The organism is Paractinoplanes pyxinae, assembly GCF_026626335.1.
In the GTDB taxonomy this organism is placed as follows: domain Bacteria; phylum Actinomycetota; class Actinomycetes; order Mycobacteriales; family Micromonosporaceae; genus Actinoplanes; species Actinoplanes pyxinae.
The window spans coordinates 249,004-264,108 of the sequence record NZ_JAPNTZ010000006.1 but is presented as its reverse complement, the minus strand read 5'-3'; the positions used below and the strand labels follow the sequence as shown (position 1 = coordinate 264,108).

Sequence of the window (15,105 nt, the reverse complement as noted above, 5' to 3'; positions counted from 1 at the left end):
CCCCCTTCACTTCAGTGACTCACAGCTTCGAGCACTGCCCCAGGCGCAGACCCGTGCCCGCATTCTTCAGCCCGTTGTTCACCGGCGCGGGCTTGTTGCCCGTGCAGGTGAGCGGCCCGTTGATCGTGTTACCGGCCACCACTGTCGCGTCCTGGCCGGCCACCAGCGTCACCGGCCCGCGCACGGCCGAGTTCTCGATGGTCACCGGACCCGAACCGGCGGTCGTGATCGCCCCGGTCACCGTCGACCCCAGCAGCGAGACCGTCCCGGACCCCGTCGCGGTCAGCGCCGCCTTGAGCGTCGCCCCCGTGGCGTACAGCGAAGCCCCGTTCCGCACGGTGACCAGCCCCGTCACGCTCGACCCGGGCGCCAGGCAGGTGACCCCGGACGACACCGTGAGCGCACCCTTCACCTGATCCGCAACCGTGGTTGTGCAACTCGGTTGTGGTTTGCCGAGCAGTTCCACCTCGGCCAGGTTCACCGGCGCGCCGAACGACACGGAGTAGAACTTGTACCGCCCCGGCGACGCGATCTTGAACGGCCGGGTCTGCAGCCGCCAGTCGAACTTCTCGCCGGAGCGGCTGTCGATCGTCGTCCACTTCGTCCCGTCGTACGAGCCGCGCACGGTCCACGACGACGGATCCGCCCCGGCCGTGTCGGCCGACGTCAGCGTGTACTGCGTGACCTGCTCGCCGGCCGACGCGAACTGATAGGTGAACGCGTCCTCGACCGGCCCGCGGGTGGCCGTCGTGTCGTCGACCAGCGCCGGCGCCGATGCCGTGCCCTGATCCGGCCCGGTGAGGTCGCGCAGCGGGTTGGCTACCGCGCTTCCGGTGGTCAGCGAGGGCGGCGGCGCATCGGCGCCCCACGTCGACGGGTTCGGCCCCATGGCGAAGTCGAGCGTCGCGCCGTCGGCCAGCACCGAGTGCGGCAGTGAGGTGGATCCGTACGCCTTGCCGTTGACCTTCAGGCCCTGCACGTAGACGTTGGCCGCGGAGTTCTTCGGCGCCTTGATGACGATCTTCTTGCCGTTCTCGAGGTTGACCGTGGCCTTCGTGAACAGCGGCGACCCGATCGCGTAGGCGGGCGAACCCATCTGCAGCGGGTAGAAGCCGAGCGCCGAGAACACCTGCCAGGCCGACATCTCGCCGTTGTCCTCGTCGCCCGGGTAGCCCTGGCCGATCTCGCTGCCCAGGTACAGCCGCGACAACGCCTCCCGCGCGAGCTTCTGCGCCTTCGCGGGCTGACCGGCGTAGTCGTACATGTAGATGATGTGGTGCGACGGCTGGTTGCTGTGGCCGTACTGGCCCATCCGGACGTCGCGGGCCTCGAGCATCTCGTGGATCGTTCCGCCGTACGAGCCGGGGAAGGTGGCCGTCTCGGGCGTCGCGAAGAACTCGTCGAGCTTCTTGCCCAGCCCGGCCTTCCCGCCGTACAGGTTGGCCAGGCCCTGACCGTCCTGCGGCACGTGGAACGCCATGTTCCAGCCGTTGGTCTCGGTGTAGTCGTAGCCCCAGACTCGCGGGTCGTACGACGACGGCGGCTGCCGCCACACGCCGGCCGAGTTCTTGCCCTGGAAGAAGCCGACCGACTTGTCGAACATGTTGACGTAGTTGAGCGCCCGGTTGCGGAAGTACTCCGCCTCCTCGGCGTACCGCATCTCGCCGGTCTTCTCGGCCAGCGCCGACGCCATGCCGGCGATGCCGAAGTCGTTGATGTAGCCGTCCATGGCCCAGCTCATGGCCTCGCCGGTGGCGTCGCTCGGCGTGTAGCCCTTGAAGATCGAGCTGGCCAGGCCCTTGCGGCCGACGTTCTGGTTGGGCGGGGTGACGGTCGCGTTCTTCACCGCCGCCGCGTAGGCCTGTTCGACGTCAAAACCCTTCACACCCTTGCGGTACGCGTCGGCGAACGCGACGTCGGAACTTGTCCCCACCATCAAGTTGGCGTAGCCGGGCGACGACCAGCGCGAGATCCACCCGCCGTCGCGGTACTGCTGCACGAACCCGTCGACCATCTCGCCCGCCTGCTTCGGCGTGAGGAGCGAGTACGCCGGCCAGGTCGTGCGGTACGTGTCCCAGAAGCCGTTGTTGACGTACACCTTGCCGTCCTTGACCGGCGCCCCGGTCTCGGTGGGCGTGCTGGCCGGGCTGGTCACCGCCGACTGCACGGTGTGCTTGAACACCGGCGCCTCGTTGGTGCCCGTGTTCTCGTACGCGGAATTGGGGTAGAGGAAGAGGCGGTACAGGTTCGAGTAGAGCGTGACGAGCTGGTCCTCGGACGCGCCCTCCACCTCGACCGTGTGCATCTTGGCGTCCCAGAGTCGCAAAGCCTTGTCCCGTACGGATTCCAGAGTCGCGCCGTCGCCGATCTCCAGGTCGAGGTTGTGCTTGGCCTGAACCACGCTGATCAGTGAGGTGGCGATGCGCATGTGCACGGTCTTGTCGCCGAAGCTCACATAGCCGGTCGACGGCCGGTTGCCCGCGGCCAGCGACCCGCTCGCGGTGACGTCCGAGTCGAACGTGGCGTAGACGAACAGGCGCGTCCACCCGGCCGACAGCCCGCCACTGTTCACATCGGACCAACCGCTGATCGACCGGTTGGCGGCGTCGATCGTCAGGCCGGCGTTGTTGTTCACGTTGTCGAAGATGAGGTTGCCCGAGTCGCCGGGGAACGTGAACCGGTAGAGAGCCGCGTGATCGGTCGGGGCCAGTTCCGTCTTGAGCCCGTTGTCGAACGTGACGCCGTAGTAGTACGGCTTGGCGATTTCGTTGTCGTGGCTGAACGGCAGCGCCCGGGCCGTGCGGGCCGGGTTGATCCCGGTCGACGGCATCACCTGGAACGTCTGGCGGTCACCCATCCACGGGCTGGGCTCGTGGCTCGTCGAGAAGGCCTGGATCGTTGGCTTGTTGTCGGCGTTGTTCTGCCGCGACCACTGGTACAGCCAGCTGGTCGAGCCGGCGTCGGTCACCGGCGTCCAGAAGTTGAAACCGTGCGGCACGGCGGTGGCCGGAAAGTTGTTCCCGCGCGAGAAGTCGCCTGATGACTGCGTTCCCCGGCGCGTGTCCACGTACGCGGAAAGGTTCTCGCGCGGTTTCGCCGGGGCGACCTCGCCGATCGTGATGTCGTCGAACCAGGCGCGGAAGCTGGTGGGGCCGCTCGGCTTGTCGTAGCCGACGAGCACGCGGTCGATCGTCTTGCCCTTGGCCACCTGACCGATGCGCGCCTTCTTGAGGTTCCACTGCGCGGTGTAGAGCGTCTTCGAGGCGCCCTGCGCGGCAGGGCTCAGGACGATGCCGTGCTGGTCCTTGGCCTTCAGATCGGAGAGGTAGGTGCCGTCGGTGAAGGCCAGATCCACTGCCGTGTACGTGGCCGGGTTGCTCAGGTCGGTGCGGTTGAACTCGGGGAACACCAGATACGAGAGCTCGGTGTCCGGCTTCACCGCGACATCGACGTCAAAGACTTTGTTGTACGCGTATCCGCGCCCGTCGGCCGTGTGGCGCCCCGCGATCTGGAACGCCTTGACGCCCGTGTAGCCCGCGTTCGCCTTGGCCGTCGGCGAACTGGCCGGGCCGTTGCCCACCCGGCTCTGCATCGGCCCGCTCGGCGGCGGCGTGGTGTTGGCGTCGGCCAGCTCGAGGTCGGCCAGCTGGGTGAGGTTGCCGCTGGGATGCCCGGTGATGTTCAGGCGGTAGATCTTGTAGCTGCCCGGGGTCGTCACCTCGTACGTCTTGGTCTGGAACCGCTCGGCGAAGGTCTCACCGGCGCGGGTGTCGACAGTGGTCCAGCTCTGACCGTCGGCCGAACCCTCCAGCGTCCAGTCCCGCGGGTCCCGCTCGGGGGCGTCGTTGGCACTGGTCAGGGCGTACTTGATGACCTCTTTTTCACTGTCGAGGGTGTACTGCGTCCAGCTCGTGGGGGTGTCGACCAGCCACTTGGTGGCGGCGTCGCCGTCGTTGAGGTTGGCGCCGCCCTCGTTGCTGTTGGGCTCGGCGTTCACCGCGATCGCAGTGACCCGGCCGCGCAGGCTGCCCGGCATGCCCGCGGTGACGGCGCCGTCGACGCCGGCGGCCCGCTCGGTGGTGTCGGTCCAGTCGGGCTGCGGCTGGCCGCCCTCGAACGAGGACCCGAAATCGGGCGCCGGCGCCGCATGGGCGGGCGTCCCGATCAACGTGGCTCCTATGACTGCCAGAGGCACTGCCGCGACTAGCCAGCGTGGTCGGCGCATCCGCCCTCCTTCATCGTCCGCGTAACGTGCGCGACACATCGTTACCGGTAAATCAATGGATGGGCAAGACTCAAGCGCACACATTCGCGCAGCCGCTGACATCGATGTCAATCGAGGGCTTGTGCCCCATCTTGGTCGGCTATAGGGTCGATCTGGATGACTCTCGCATGTTTGATCGTGTGCGATTTCCGCTCGCCCGTTTCCCTGCGTTCCTCGGCCCGGGCCGGTTCGCGGCGGTTCGGCCGAACCTCAAAGCGACTCGTCGGCCTACCCGCGGGCCCGCACCACTGACCTCGCGCCGGCTCTCGCTCTGTGCGCGTCAGGGCGCTCCCCGCCTGTGGGGGAGCGACCTCCCTCTCGCGTGGGATCCCCTTCGTCTTCCTCCGGCCGAATGTGGATGGCGACAGCGCCGCGGGCTCGTGGCGCCTCGAGGGAGGGAACAGCATGCGGAAGATGTGGGGATGCGGGATCGCTGCGGCGGCGGTTCTGGTGACGGGGGCCGCTGCGCCGGCGGTGGCGGCGGTGGCGGCGGATCGGGGGCCGGCGCGAGTTACCGGCTGGGCCGAGTTCGTGCTGCCGTACGGGCAGGACAACGACGTACGGTCGTTCGCCTTCGACGCTCGGGCGGTGCCCTACAGCCGGCCGATTCCGGTTGAGGGTGGCGAGCAGGGGTCGCCGGCGGATGCGGCGGGGACCGTGCGGGTCGCGCACTATGTGGCCGAGCAGAACATCACCGTACGGTTCGAGGCGGCCGTGGATTGCCTGATCACCAGCCCGGGTCACGCTACACTGACGGCCATCGTGACCCGGGCCGACAAAGAGGCTCGGGACTTCGTCGGCAAGCGGGTCGGGTTCAGCGTGCAGGACGGCGGCCGCCACGGCGACCGGGTCGGCTTCTCGTGGTCGGCCAGCGCCGACCAGGACGAGAACGGGCAGTGGGGTGAGTCGCGCATCGGCACCTGCCTGGCGCCGGCCGCCTTCGCCACCGTGTCGCGCGGGGGCTACACGGTTCGGCACGCGGAATTGACGCCGCCACCGCACGCTTGACGATATATATCGGCAGCCGTACTGTAGCGGCATGCAGGAGCCGACTTTCCTGATCCTGGCCTCGCTGGCCGAGCAGCCCCGCCACGGCTATGGGGTCATCCAAGCCGTGGCCGGGCTGTCCGGCGGCGACGTGAAACTGCGCGCGGGCACGCTGTACGGCGCGCTCGACCGGCTGTCCGAGCAGGGCCTCATCGAGGTCGACCGCGAAGAGGCGGTCGACGGCCGCCTCCGCCGCTACTACCGGCTCACCGACAGCGGCGCGGGGGCGCTGGCGGCCGAGATCGCCCGGTTGCGCCGCAACGCCACCGCGGCCGAGCAGCAGTTGCGCCTCCGCCCGCAGGTTTCGTTCGGCGGGGGTTTCGCGTGACGCTCGAGCGCCGCTACCGCCGCCTGCTGCTGGCCTATCCCGGTCCCTACCGCCGGGGCCACGGGGCCGAGATCGTGACGACCCTGCTCGAGATGGCGCCCCCGGGCCAGACCAGGCCCAGCGCGTCCGAATCGTGGCACCTGTTCGTGAGCGGGCTGCGGCAGCGTTTCCGGTTGCCGTCGGGGCGGCCGCTGGTCTGGGTCGCCGCGCTGCTGATCGCCGTGGTCACGGGGGCCTTCGGCGCGGCGGCGGGCTCCTGGGTGGCCGAGCAGACGTTCACCGACGTGCCGGGTGACGCCCGCGTCGAGTCCCTGACCCGTCAGGCGGCCGGCGGCGGTGGCTCCGACTTCAGCGTGGTTCGTGCGGCCTCGCCCTGGTGGGGAACGATGGCCCACGGCGCCGTCGACGAGCCGGGCTACACGCCCGAGGCCGCCCAGGCCCGGCTGACCGCCGACGGCTGGTCGGTGACCCCGATCGAGTCGGTGCCTTCGGCCTCGTTCACCAGCGATCCGGTCACCGGCGCCCTGGTCGAACTGCCGAGCCGCGGCACCCGGTTCGAGGCCACCCGGGACGGGCTCACCATGCAGGTCGGCGGCTACGTGACGGCCGAGCAGGGCAACGTCTTCACCGAGTTCTGGCCGGCCGACACCAGCGCTCTGCGCCCGTTGACACTGGTCGGGGCCGCGCTGGGCCTGATCGCCGGCTGGCTGCTGACGGCGGCCGGGGCATACCGGATGCGCCCACTGCCACCGATCCGCCGTCGCTCGGCCACCGCGCTGGTCGCGCTGGCGCTCGCCGCCCTGGCCGCCCCCACGGTGGCGCTGTGGGTGAACGTGGGCCGGATGCTCGAGCCCGCCGACGGGCCCGTCAACACCGTGCACAGCGCGTTCAACCCCGGCCCGTACTGGTCGTACGGCCCGGCCTGGATGGTGCTCGGCCTGTCGGTGATCGGCCTGATCCTGGCCATCGACGCCTGGCTGCTGCTGGCATTGCGCCGCCCGGCGGCGTCCCCGGTCACCGCATAGGGCCTCAGCCAGGGCCGCTGCTCCGGCGGCACCCCGGCGAGGACCGGCGGCACCGCGGCGGCGCCCGGCGGTGGCCTGCGGGGACTGCCGGCGGCCCGGCGGTGGCCTGCGGGGACCGGCGGCGGCCCGGCGGCGTACGGCGGCGCCCTGCGGTGGCCTGGGAGGACTGCCAGCGGTCCGGCGGCACCCCGGTGAGGCCCGGCGGCGTCTGGCGGTGGCCTGCGAGGACTGCCGGCGGCCTGCGGGGACCGGCGGCACTCCGGCGAGGGCCCGGCGGCGCCCGGCGGTGGCCTGCGAGGACTGCCGGCGGCTCGGTGGTGGCCTGCGGGGATCGGCGGCGCCCCAGCGAGAACTGGCGGTGGCCCGGCGGCGCTCGGCGGTGGCCTGGGAGGACTGCCGGCGGCTCGGCGGCGCCTGCGAGGACTGCCGGCGGCTTGGCGGTGGCCTGCGGGGACCGGCGGCACCCCGGCGAGGACCGGCGGCACTCCGGCGAGGGCCCGGCGGCGCCCGGCGTTGGCCTGCGACGGCTGCGGCGGCCCGGCGGTGGCCTGCGGGGACCGGCGGTACCCCGGCGAGGACCGGCGGCGGCTCGGCGGCGCCCGGCGGTGGCTTGCGAGGACTGCCGGCGGCCTGGCGGTGGCCTGTGAGGACCGGCGGCACCCCCGGCGAGGACCGGCGGCGGCGGGAGTCACGGCATAGGGTTGCGGCCATGTTCCGCGACGAGGACCTTGCCCTGCTTCACCGCCCGCTCTACGCCTTTCTCACCGTCGCGCCGCGTGGTGAACGGTGGCCGTCGCCGCGGCCGGTCTGGTTTGAGGTGACCGGCGAGGGGGACCTGCAGATGTTCTCGGTGCCCGGGGCGCCCAAGCTCGACCGGCTGCGCGAGCAGCCCCGTGCGTCGGTGGTTGTCGCCGCCCCGGTCGGCGAACCCGAGCACTGGGTGGCCGTCGAGGGCGCGGTCACCCTGCACGACGACGGCGGACCCGACCTGGCGGCCCGGCTAGCCGAGCGTTACTGGGGCACGCTCGATGACTCGCAGCGGGCGCTCATCGACGAGTGGCGCGAGACGGGCCTGGTTCGAATTGTGTTGCGGCCGTCGGCGGTGAACCGCTACACCGTCTGACATGACGATCACGGCCCTGACGAACCCCCGGCGGCCGGCCTGGCTCGCCACCGGTCCCGACGGGCGTCCGCTCGGTGTCGCGTCGCTGTGGAACGACACCGGCGACCTCGACATCAACGTCCACCCGGCCGAACGCCGCGCGGGAGTGGGAACCCGGCTGCTGCGAGCGGTCACCGAGGTTGCGGTCGAGCAGGGTCTGCCGCACGTGCGGACCGACGCCGTGGCGCAAGGCTCGGCGGCCGAGGCGTTCTGCCTGGCCCGCGGATTCCGTGCGGTTCTGCGGCTCACGTACACACGTCTCGCGCTGGACGGTGCGCGCGCGACGGCCGCGGCGGCACCCGGTTATCGCCTGATCCATTGGGACGGCACGGTTCCGGGCGAGCTGGCCGAGACGTTCGCCCGGTCGCGGAAGGCGATGGACGACATGCCGATGGGCGAGGCCGCCGCGACGCCCGAACCGTGGACCGTCGAGCGTCTGCACTACGTCGCGGGGGTGGTCGCCGAGCGGGGCGACATTCTGTGCACCACCGCCGCTGTGGCCGCCGACGGCGAGATTGCCGGCTTCACCGAGCTGGTCGTGCCCGGCGACGGCGCCGGCGACGCCCAGCACTACGGCACCGGCGTGCTGCCCGAGCACCGCGATCACGGGCTGGCCCGCTGGATGAAGGCCGAGCAGATCAACCGGACCCGCGACCGCTTTCCCCGGCTGGGCGGCCTGCTCGCCGACACCGCCGACGACAACGCGGTGATGCGGCGGGTCAACGAATCGCTGGGCTACCGGCCTACCCACCGCAGCGCGCTCTTTCAGCTGGACCTCAACCGACCTTGAGCCCGTCCAGCCACCGCTCCGCCTCGGCCGGGGAGTGCAGCAGCACCGTTTCCGGGAACTCCGGGCTCGCCTGCCACAGGCGCATCCGGGCCTGCTTGCGGCGGAACGATCCGATGTGGAAGTACAGCATCGAATCCCGGCTGAGCAGGGCCAGGCGCCACGTTTCGTAGTTGCCGTTGCAGATGGCCCGCTTGTGCACGATGTTGCCGACCGTGCGGCGCACCAGCCGCGTGTACGAGACCCAGCGCGGCATGTCCAGGCCGACGATCAGGTCGGCCCGCTCCAGCACCAGATCCATCCAGATGGCGTAGCCGGCGTCGATCACCCACTCGTCGCCGGCCAGCAGCGCGCGGATCAGGTCGCGCTGCTCCTGGTCGCTCTTCGGCACCCAGCCGGGCCGCCAGGTCAAATCATCAATGGAGTGGTACGGAATTCCGAGGCGCTCACCGACTCGGGCCGCCAGCGTGGACTTGCCGGAACCGGTCACCCCGTAGACCACGATCCGTCGCATCCCGTCACGATAACGGCCCGGCCAGCCCCTCTTCGAACGCAATAATCACCAGTTGGACCCTGTCCCGTACGCCCAATTTCGCGATAGCCCGGGTGATGTGGGTCTTGGCCGTCAGCGGGCTGAAAACCAGCTCGTGGGCGATCTCGTCGTTGGACAGGCCGGTGGCGACGAGCCGCACCACCTCACGTTCCCGCTCGGTCAGCGCGGCCAGCCGGTCCCCGGTGGGCGCGGCCGCGGGGCGATGCGCGAACTGCCCGACGACCCGCCTCGTCACGCTGGGTGAGAGCAGCGCGTCGCCGGCCGCCACCACCCGCACCGCCTGGCGCAGGCCGTCCGGCGCGATCTCTTTGGTGAGGAAGCCGCTGGCCCCGGCCGCGAGCGCCGCGAAGACGTACTCGTCGGTCTCGAACGTGGTCAGGATGATCACCCGGGTCTGCGGTGCGAAGGCCAGGATCTGACGGGTGGCCGCGATGCCGTCCAGGCCGGGCATCCGGATGTCCATGAGGATCACGTCGGGGCGCAGGCCGCGGGCGGTGCGCACGGCTTCGTCGCCGGTGGACGCCTCGCCGACGACCTGGATCCCTTTGTCGCGGCGCAGCAGGCTGCGAAACCCGGCCCGGACGAGATGCTGGTCGTCGGCGAGCATCACGTTGATCATCCGCTACTCCGATTCCGTGCGGTCCGACGTCTCGGCGCGGCTCGACTGCTCCGGGCGTGTCGACGTTTCCGGGTGTGCCCACGTTCCCGTGTGGTCCGACGATCCGTACGGGATCGTTGCCCGTACGGAGAAACCGGTCTTGCCCGCACCCGCCGTCAGCGCGCCGCCCAGCGCGGCCACCCGCTCGCGCATGCCCGCGATGCCGTTGCCGTCGATCACCGGGTCGGGCGCATGGCCGTCGTCCTGCACGTCGACCACCACACTCGTCGGGGAGTAGCGCAACGTCACCGCGACCCGGCTCGCGCCCGCGTGCCGGACCGTGTTCGTCAGCGACTCCTGCACCACCCGGAAGATCGCCGTCGCCACCGCCGCCGGCACGTCCGACCGCTCGCCGAACTCGTTGAGCGACACGGTCAGTCCGGCCGCCCGCACCTGCTCGGCCAGCCGCTCCAGCCCGTCCAGCCCGTCGGCCGGCTCGGCGATGGCCGGCGCGCCACCTTCACGCAACACGTCGACCAGCGACTTCAGGTCGGTCATGGCCTGCCCGCGGACGTCCTGGGCTAGGCGCAGCGACGAGCGAGCCTCCTCGGGGTCGGTGTCGAAGGCGTCGAGCGCGACGTTCAAGTGCACACCGACCACGGCCAGCGTGTGCGACACGACGTCGTGCAGGTCGCGGGCGATGCCGACCCGTTCCTCGGCCCGCCGGCGCCGCGTCTCGAGGTCGCGTTCGTGCTGGTCCTGTTCGAGGCGCAGGGCCATCTCGCGCTGCCAACGGGTGGTGTTGAGATAGGCGGTGGTGGCGGCGAGCACGGCGGCCAGCCACAACGTGTCCCCGCCGACGTGCGCGAGCGTCCAGTCGACCCCGTGCTCGGCCAGCCTGACGAACCCGTCCCAGGCCAGGCCGTAGAGCAGCACCACCCCACCGGCCACGGTCGCGAAACGCAGGCGCCCGGCCAGCACGACGGCCACGAAAGCGGCGGTGGCTGGCCACACCCAACCGGACCCCACCAGGAAACTGCCACGCATTGCGGTCACCAGCAAAAGCGAAAGAATTAACACCGTACGAGGAAACCGCTGGGCGAAGAAGGCGGCGACGGACAGCCAGAAGGCCAGCGCGAGCGTCATGACGGTCTGCACGTTGCCGCCGGTGACGGCGAGACCCGCGGGCACGCCGACCAAGGTGATCGTTGGAGCCAGGAATTTGTTCATGGCCGGGACGCTATGGCCGGCCCCGGGCACGGCACGTCGTCCCGCCGCGGACACTTCCATCGACGCCTCCCGACTACCGGCTACACCATCCGGAGTATCCCGCCCGCTACCGTGACGCGGTGTCCTTGCCTGCCTCGTACGACGTCAAAACCGCCGACGGCCGCACCCTGATGGCCAGTTTCTACGGCCCCGAGGACGGTGTGCCGGTGATCGCGCACAGCGGCACGCCGAGCAGCCGCTGGAAGCGACCGTCCATGCTGGAGACGATGGAGCGGAGCGGCGTCCGGATCCTCTACTACGACCGCCCCGGCTACGGCGGCTCGACCCGGCAGCCCGGCCGCACGGTCGCCGACGCCGTCGCCGACACCCGGGAACTGGCCGACGCGTACGGCTGGGACCGTTTCGCCGTCCTCGGCGGTTCGGGCGGCGGCCCCCACGCCCTGGCCTGCGCCGCCCTGCTGCCCGGCCGGGTCACGCGCTGCGCGGTGCTGTCCGGCATCAAGCCCACCCTGAAGCCGCACGTGAACGAGCCGACGCTGCGCCCCCAACTGGCCGAGAACGCCACCGAAATCATGCGGAAGGTAGCCGCCGGCGGACCCGAGTTCCCCACCGAACCCGGCCGCCCGGCCCGCGACGACCCCGACGCCATGGCCCGCCTGCGCGCCACGTTCACCGAAAGCCAGGACGGCTGGCTCGACGACACGCTGGCTTTCGCCCGCCCATGGGGCTTCGACGTCGAAACCATCACCGTCCCCACCGCCGTCTGGTACGGCACCAACGACCAGGCCGTCTCCGCCGACCAGGCCCAGTGGTTGCTCAGCCACATCCCCGACGCCCGAGGCCACCTCTACGTCGGCGGCCACCTGCCCGGCCAGGACATCTACGCCGAGATCTACGACTGGCTGGCCGCAGACCGTCAAGCCTGATCCTCCCACCGCGTCACCGATTCACCTCGAAGGTCGAAATAAGCCGCCGCTGTCCCGACATCGGACTGGGGTCCGCTCAGGACGGCGTAGCTTACGAATCGAACTGCGGGGAGGCGGCTCATGAACGGTGGTGGGGAAGCAGTCAATGGTGATCTGCTCGCCACATGCGCGCAGGTTTCGATCGCGGCGGTCATTGTCGTGGGAATCGATGCCGCGGCGATGCATCTGGCCGCGCGGGCCATCGTCGGCGGGCAGACTGCTGCTTCCATTCACGATCGTGTCGGAGCCTTGCGCCAAGTAGTCCTCAAGTGGATGACACCCGTGGTCTCGATGACACTGCTGTTCCTGCGGATCAAAATGCGGGCCGAGGAACTGGCCGGTGGTCACTCGTTCGCAACGTCCACCGGGTCCGGTGTTGATGGCGACTCGACATTGCAAGAACACAACGAGGTCCACAGCGCGGAGGCTGATGTGGCGCCGCCTCTGGGCCGGCGATTTCGGCACGCCCAACACATCTACGCCAAGCTTCACGACTGGCTCAGCCGTTGATCGCGGCGTCCAGTTCGTGGAACAGCGCCTCCGGCACGGGGAAGTCGTGACGGTGGGCCAGTTGCTGCCAGTAGCGCCGGCCCAGCGCCCACGTTGTGGCGGGGTCTTTGCCTAATGCCTGTATGACGTTGGGCGGTAGGTCGGCCTCGGCCTGGCGGGACGGGGTGAGCCAATGGTCCGTGCGGTTCTCGGCCAGGCGGACCATCCACAGCAGGTGGCGGTCGGCGTGAGTCAGGGCGTCGGCGGCGCGTAGCAGTTCGCCTCGGGCGGTTACGTGGTGGGCCAGCAGCAGCCAGTTCGCGAAGCGGCCGCAAACCTCGGCCACCTCGGCGGGGGTGGTGGGGTGAGGTGGCTCGGCTGGGAGGGATTCGAGGGCTTGACGCAGCTCGCCTGTCCGGTCGACGACGATCATGCGGTCTGGCGGGCCGCTGAGTGCGGGCCATGAGCGTACGGAGGAAATGTCGTTGGCCTGGGCGAAGTGGAACTCGCCGCGGATCAGGCCGGGGAAGAAGACCACGTGGGCGCCGAACTCGTTGACCACGACGTGCAGGGTGTCGCCGACCGCGGCCAGCCAGGCGTGCGGGTCCGGGGCGGCGTCGAAGAACAGCCAGAACTCGATGTCGCTGTGCTCGTCGGCCTTGCCCTGGGCGAATGAGCCGTACATCAAAGCCGCGACCAGCCGTGGGTCGTCGTGGCAGAGCTGCCGCACCCGGCGGATGAGGTTCTCCTGCGGCAGCACGTCAGCGCAGAGGGAAGTCGTGGCCGCGTTCCGATTCGGGGCGGGGGCCGAAGATGCGGCGGTCGGCCTCGGTGATGGCCAGGTCGTTGATGCTGGCCTCGCGGTGGCGCATCAGGCCGTTCCCGGCGAACTCCCACAGCTCGTTGCCGTAGCTGCGCCACCACTGGCCGTCGGCGTCGCGCGACTCGTACTGGAAGCGGACGGCGATGCGGTCTTCGGTGAATGCCCACAGGTTCTTGCGCAGGGCGTAGTCGAGTTCGCGCTCCCACTTGCCGGCCAGGAACGCGACGATCTCGGCACGGCCGGTGACGAACGTGTCGCGGTTACGCCACACCGAATCCTCGGTGTAGGCCAGCGACACCTTCTCGGGGTCGCGGGTGTTCCAGGCGTCCTCGGCCGCCTGGACTTTCTGGCGGGCGGTCTCGGCGGTGAACGGCGGGAAAGGCGGTCGTCCTGACATGACCTCACGCTAGCTTGATTCGCGGCGCGCCTTGGCTCGGCGCTTGCCCTCGTGCATGGCCTGCACGCGGGCGACCGGGATGGTGCGGCCCTCGTCGATCAGGCCCTGGTCGAGCTTCTGCGGCTTCGGCATCTCGGACGCCCAGGGGTCGCCGCCGCCGAGCAGGCCGGGCGCGGTGTGGATGGTGAAGTCGGCCGGCGTGACGTTGTCCAAGTCGTCCCAGGGCACCGGAAAAGAGACGGGCACCCCCGGGCGTACGCGGGGACTGAACGCGGCCGCGACGGTCGCCCCGCCCGAGCGGGTCGCGTCGAGGAAGACCTTGCCGTGCCTGTCCTCGCGGATGAAGGCGGTGGTGGCCAGCTTCGGATCGATGCGCTCGGCCCGCGCGGCCACGGCCCGGGTCGCGGCGGCGACCTCTTCGGCGTCGGACTTGCCGTCGAGCGGGACGAACACGTGTACGCCCTTGGACCCACTCGTCTTGACCGCCCCTGACATGCCGGCGCCGGCCAGCGCCTCGCGGACGAGCTTCGCGGCCTGCACGGCCAGGGCGAAGTGTGACGTGCCCTCCGGCGGGTCCAGGTCCATGATCAAGTGGGTCGGCGTGTGCTCGCCGGCCAGCATCAGGGCCGGGTGGTACTCGATCGCCCGCTGATTGCCGAACCACAACAACGTACGGCGGTCGTTGCACAAGCCGTAGGTGACCTCACGATGCGACGCCTCCGCCCAGACCTTCGTCCGCGGCACCCAGTCCGGCGTGTACTTGGGCAGATTCTTCTGCATGAACCTGTCCTGCCCGCGCAGCAGACGGATCACCGACAGCGGCCGGTCGCGCAGCACCGGCAGCATGCACTCGCGCACTGCGTCGAGATAGTCGACCAGGTCCCGCTTGGTCGCGCCCGCGTCCTCGAACAGCTCCTGATCGAGGTTGGTCAGCGCGACCCCGTCGCGTTCTTCACCGCCCGCCATGGACCCATCGTGCCGGAACTACCGGAGCTGGGCGACCCAGATGGCGGGCAGGACCATCAGGAGCGTGAGGATGACGTACACGCTGCCCAGCCCGAACCGGCGGCCCTGCGTGGCGATCACCGCGGACAGGAAGGGGAGCAGCACGGTCATCAGGGCGGCGATGGAAATGATCTCCGGCTCGCGGTCGCGCCCCGTCACGCCGTACACAATGAGAATCGGCACGATGACCGCCCAGCCGACGATCAGGGCGGTGGTGACCCGCCGCACCCGCACACGGCGGGCGATCTCGGCGGGGTCCTTTTGGCAGGCGTACGCCATGCGCTCGGCGAAGCCTTGAGCGGTGCGCGCCAGACGCACGTCCTCGGTGGTCACAGGCCAGAGAGTACGGGTGATCTTGCCCCGCCGTCTCCTGCGCCACGGGTGATTTGACCGAATCGTCATCCGAGCTTTGCTTGGCCCCCGGCACACCGT

General features: G+C 70.3%; 15 protein-coding genes. 7 read left to right on the top strand and 8 right to left on the bottom strand.

What is annotated here, in order from left to right; translation table 11 throughout:
* Nucleotides 1-19: 19 nt before the first annotated feature.
* Nucleotides 20-4,225, bottom strand: coding sequence for a GH92 family glycosyl hydrolase (locus tag OWR29_RS18430; RefSeq protein WP_267564133.1), 4,206 nt, complete (start codon nucleotides 4,223-4,225; stop codon nucleotides 20-22).
* A gap of 444 nt (nucleotides 4,226-4,669) precedes the next feature.
* On the opposite strand from OWR29_RS18430, the gene OWR29_RS18425 reads away from it, so the two are divergent.
* The 5 genes from OWR29_RS18425 to OWR29_RS18405 all read left to right on the top strand — a co-directional run bounded on the left by OWR29_RS18425 (nucleotide 4,670) and on the right by OWR29_RS18405 (nucleotide 8,616).
* Nucleotides 4,670-5,272, top strand: coding sequence for a hypothetical protein (locus OWR29_RS18425; RefSeq protein WP_267564132.1), 603 nt, complete (start codon nucleotides 4,670-4,672; stop codon nucleotides 5,270-5,272).
* Nucleotides 5,273-5,303: 31 nt separating this feature from the next.
* Entirely contained in the window at nucleotides 5,304-5,639 is a 336-nt protein-coding gene (locus OWR29_RS18420; RefSeq protein ID WP_267564131.1) for a PadR family transcriptional regulator, read from the top strand.
* A complete protein-coding gene (locus OWR29_RS18415) occupies nucleotides 5,636-6,664 on the top strand; it encodes a hypothetical protein (RefSeq protein WP_267564130.1) in 1,029 nt (342 codons plus the stop codon). The genes OWR29_RS18420 and OWR29_RS18415 overlap by 4 nt, the downstream gene beginning before the upstream one ends.
* 709 nt (nucleotides 6,665-7,373) lie before the next feature.
* Nucleotides 7,374-7,787, top strand: coding sequence for a pyridoxamine 5'-phosphate oxidase family protein (locus OWR29_RS18410; RefSeq protein WP_267564129.1), 414 nt, complete (start codon nucleotides 7,374-7,376; stop codon nucleotides 7,785-7,787).
* Nucleotide 7,788: 1 nt separating this feature from the next.
* Nucleotides 7,789-8,616, top strand: a complete 828-nt coding sequence (locus OWR29_RS18405; RefSeq protein ID WP_267564128.1) for a GNAT family N-acetyltransferase — start codon at nucleotides 7,789-7,791, stop codon at nucleotides 8,614-8,616.
* Here OWR29_RS18405 and OWR29_RS18400 read toward each other — a convergent pair.
* Genes OWR29_RS18400 through OWR29_RS18390 form a run of 3 tightly spaced genes read right to left on the bottom strand, consistent with a single transcriptional unit; the run spans nucleotide 8,603 to nucleotide 10,994 of the window.
* Nucleotides 8,603-9,127, bottom strand: coding sequence for a P-loop NTPase family protein (locus OWR29_RS18400; protein ID WP_267564127.1), 525 nt, complete (start codon nucleotides 9,125-9,127; stop codon nucleotides 8,603-8,605). The two genes, OWR29_RS18405 and OWR29_RS18400, sit on opposite strands and share 14 nt — an antisense overlap.
* 4 nt (nucleotides 9,128-9,131) lie before the next feature.
* Nucleotides 9,132-9,785: a response regulator gene (locus tag OWR29_RS18395; protein WP_267564126.1), complete on the bottom strand. Its 654-nt coding sequence runs from the start codon at nucleotides 9,783-9,785 to the stop codon at nucleotides 9,132-9,134.
* A gap of 3 nt (nucleotides 9,786-9,788) precedes the next feature.
* Nucleotides 9,789-10,994, bottom strand: a complete 1,206-nt coding sequence (locus OWR29_RS18390; RefSeq protein WP_267564125.1) for a sensor histidine kinase — start codon at nucleotides 10,992-10,994, stop codon at nucleotides 9,789-9,791.
* A 119-nt stretch (nucleotides 10,995-11,113) separates the two neighbouring features.
* Between OWR29_RS18390 and OWR29_RS18385 the strand changes: the two genes are divergently transcribed.
* Both OWR29_RS18385 and OWR29_RS18380 read left to right on the top strand, forming a co-directional pair.
* A complete protein-coding gene (locus OWR29_RS18385; RefSeq protein WP_267564124.1) occupies nucleotides 11,114-11,920 on the top strand; it encodes an alpha/beta fold hydrolase in 807 nt (268 codons plus the stop codon).
* Between the two features lie 120 nt (nucleotides 11,921-12,040).
* Nucleotides 12,041-12,469 (top strand): hypothetical protein, encoded by a 429-nt coding sequence (locus tag OWR29_RS18380; protein WP_267564123.1) that lies wholly within the window; start codon nucleotides 12,041-12,043, stop codon nucleotides 12,467-12,469.
* On the opposite strand, the gene OWR29_RS18375 is transcribed toward OWR29_RS18380, so the two are convergent.
* Genes OWR29_RS18375 through OWR29_RS18360 form a run of 4 tightly spaced genes read right to left on the bottom strand, consistent with a single transcriptional unit; the run spans nucleotide 12,459 to nucleotide 15,006 of the window.
* Complete coding sequence (locus OWR29_RS18375; RefSeq protein ID WP_267564122.1) at nucleotides 12,459-13,208, bottom strand: nucleotidyltransferase domain-containing protein; 750 nt, start codon at nucleotides 13,206-13,208, stop codon at nucleotides 12,459-12,461. The two genes, OWR29_RS18380 and OWR29_RS18375, sit on opposite strands and share 11 nt — an antisense overlap.
* Before the next feature lies 1 nt (nucleotide 13,209).
* A complete protein-coding gene (locus tag OWR29_RS18370) occupies nucleotides 13,210-13,668 on the bottom strand; it encodes a nuclear transport factor 2 family protein (RefSeq protein WP_267564121.1) in 459 nt (152 codons plus the stop codon).
* 9 nt (nucleotides 13,669-13,677) lie between these two features.
* Complete coding sequence (locus OWR29_RS18365; protein ID WP_267564120.1) at nucleotides 13,678-14,634, bottom strand: DNA polymerase domain-containing protein; 957 nt, start codon at nucleotides 14,632-14,634, stop codon at nucleotides 13,678-13,680.
* 18 nt (nucleotides 14,635-14,652) lie between these two features.
* The gene (locus OWR29_RS18360) at nucleotides 14,653-15,006 is read right to left on the bottom strand and encodes a hypothetical protein (RefSeq protein WP_267564119.1); all 354 of its coding nucleotides are present in this window, start codon (nucleotides 15,004-15,006) and stop codon (nucleotides 14,653-14,655) included.
* Nucleotides 15,007-15,105 lie beyond the last annotated feature (99 nt).

What these genes read in the sequence shown, in the direction of transcription:
- OWR29_RS18420 (WP_267564131.1), top strand. Translation starts at nt 5,304, where the DNA reads ATGCAGGAGCCGACTTTCCTGATCCTGGCCTCGCTGGCCGAGCAGCCC.
- OWR29_RS18395 (WP_267564126.1), bottom strand. Translation starts at nt 9,785, where the DNA reads ATGATCAACGTGATGCTCGCCGACGACCAGCATCTCGTCCGGGCCGGG.
- OWR29_RS18405 (WP_267564128.1), top strand. Translation starts at nt 7,789, where the DNA reads ATGACGATCACGGCCCTGACGAACCCCCGGCGGCCGGCCTGGCTCGCC.
- OWR29_RS18370 (WP_267564121.1), bottom strand. Translation starts at nt 13,668, where the DNA reads ATGTCAGGACGACCGCCTTTCCCGCCGTTCACCGCCGAGACCGCCCGC.
- OWR29_RS18380 (WP_267564123.1), top strand. Translation starts at nt 12,041, where the DNA reads ATGAACGGTGGTGGGGAAGCAGTCAATGGTGATCTGCTCGCCACATGC.
- OWR29_RS18390 (WP_267564125.1), bottom strand. Translation starts at nt 10,994, where the DNA reads ATGAACAAATTCCTGGCTCCAACGATCACCTTGGTCGGCGTGCCCGCG.
- OWR29_RS18430 (WP_267564133.1), bottom strand. Translation starts at nt 4,225, where the DNA reads ATGCGCCGACCACGCTGGCTAGTCGCGGCAGTGCCTCTGGCAGTCATA.
- OWR29_RS18400 (WP_267564127.1), bottom strand. Translation starts at nt 9,127, where the DNA reads ATGCGACGGATCGTGGTCTACGGGGTGACCGGTTCCGGCAAGTCCACG.
- OWR29_RS18410 (WP_267564129.1), top strand. Translation starts at nt 7,374, where the DNA reads ATGTTCCGCGACGAGGACCTTGCCCTGCTTCACCGCCCGCTCTACGCC.
- OWR29_RS18425 (WP_267564132.1), top strand. Translation starts at nt 4,670, where the DNA reads ATGCGGAAGATGTGGGGATGCGGGATCGCTGCGGCGGCGGTTCTGGTG.
- OWR29_RS18365 (WP_267564120.1), bottom strand. Translation starts at nt 14,634, where the DNA reads ATGGCGGGCGGTGAAGAACGCGACGGGGTCGCGCTGACCAACCTCGAT.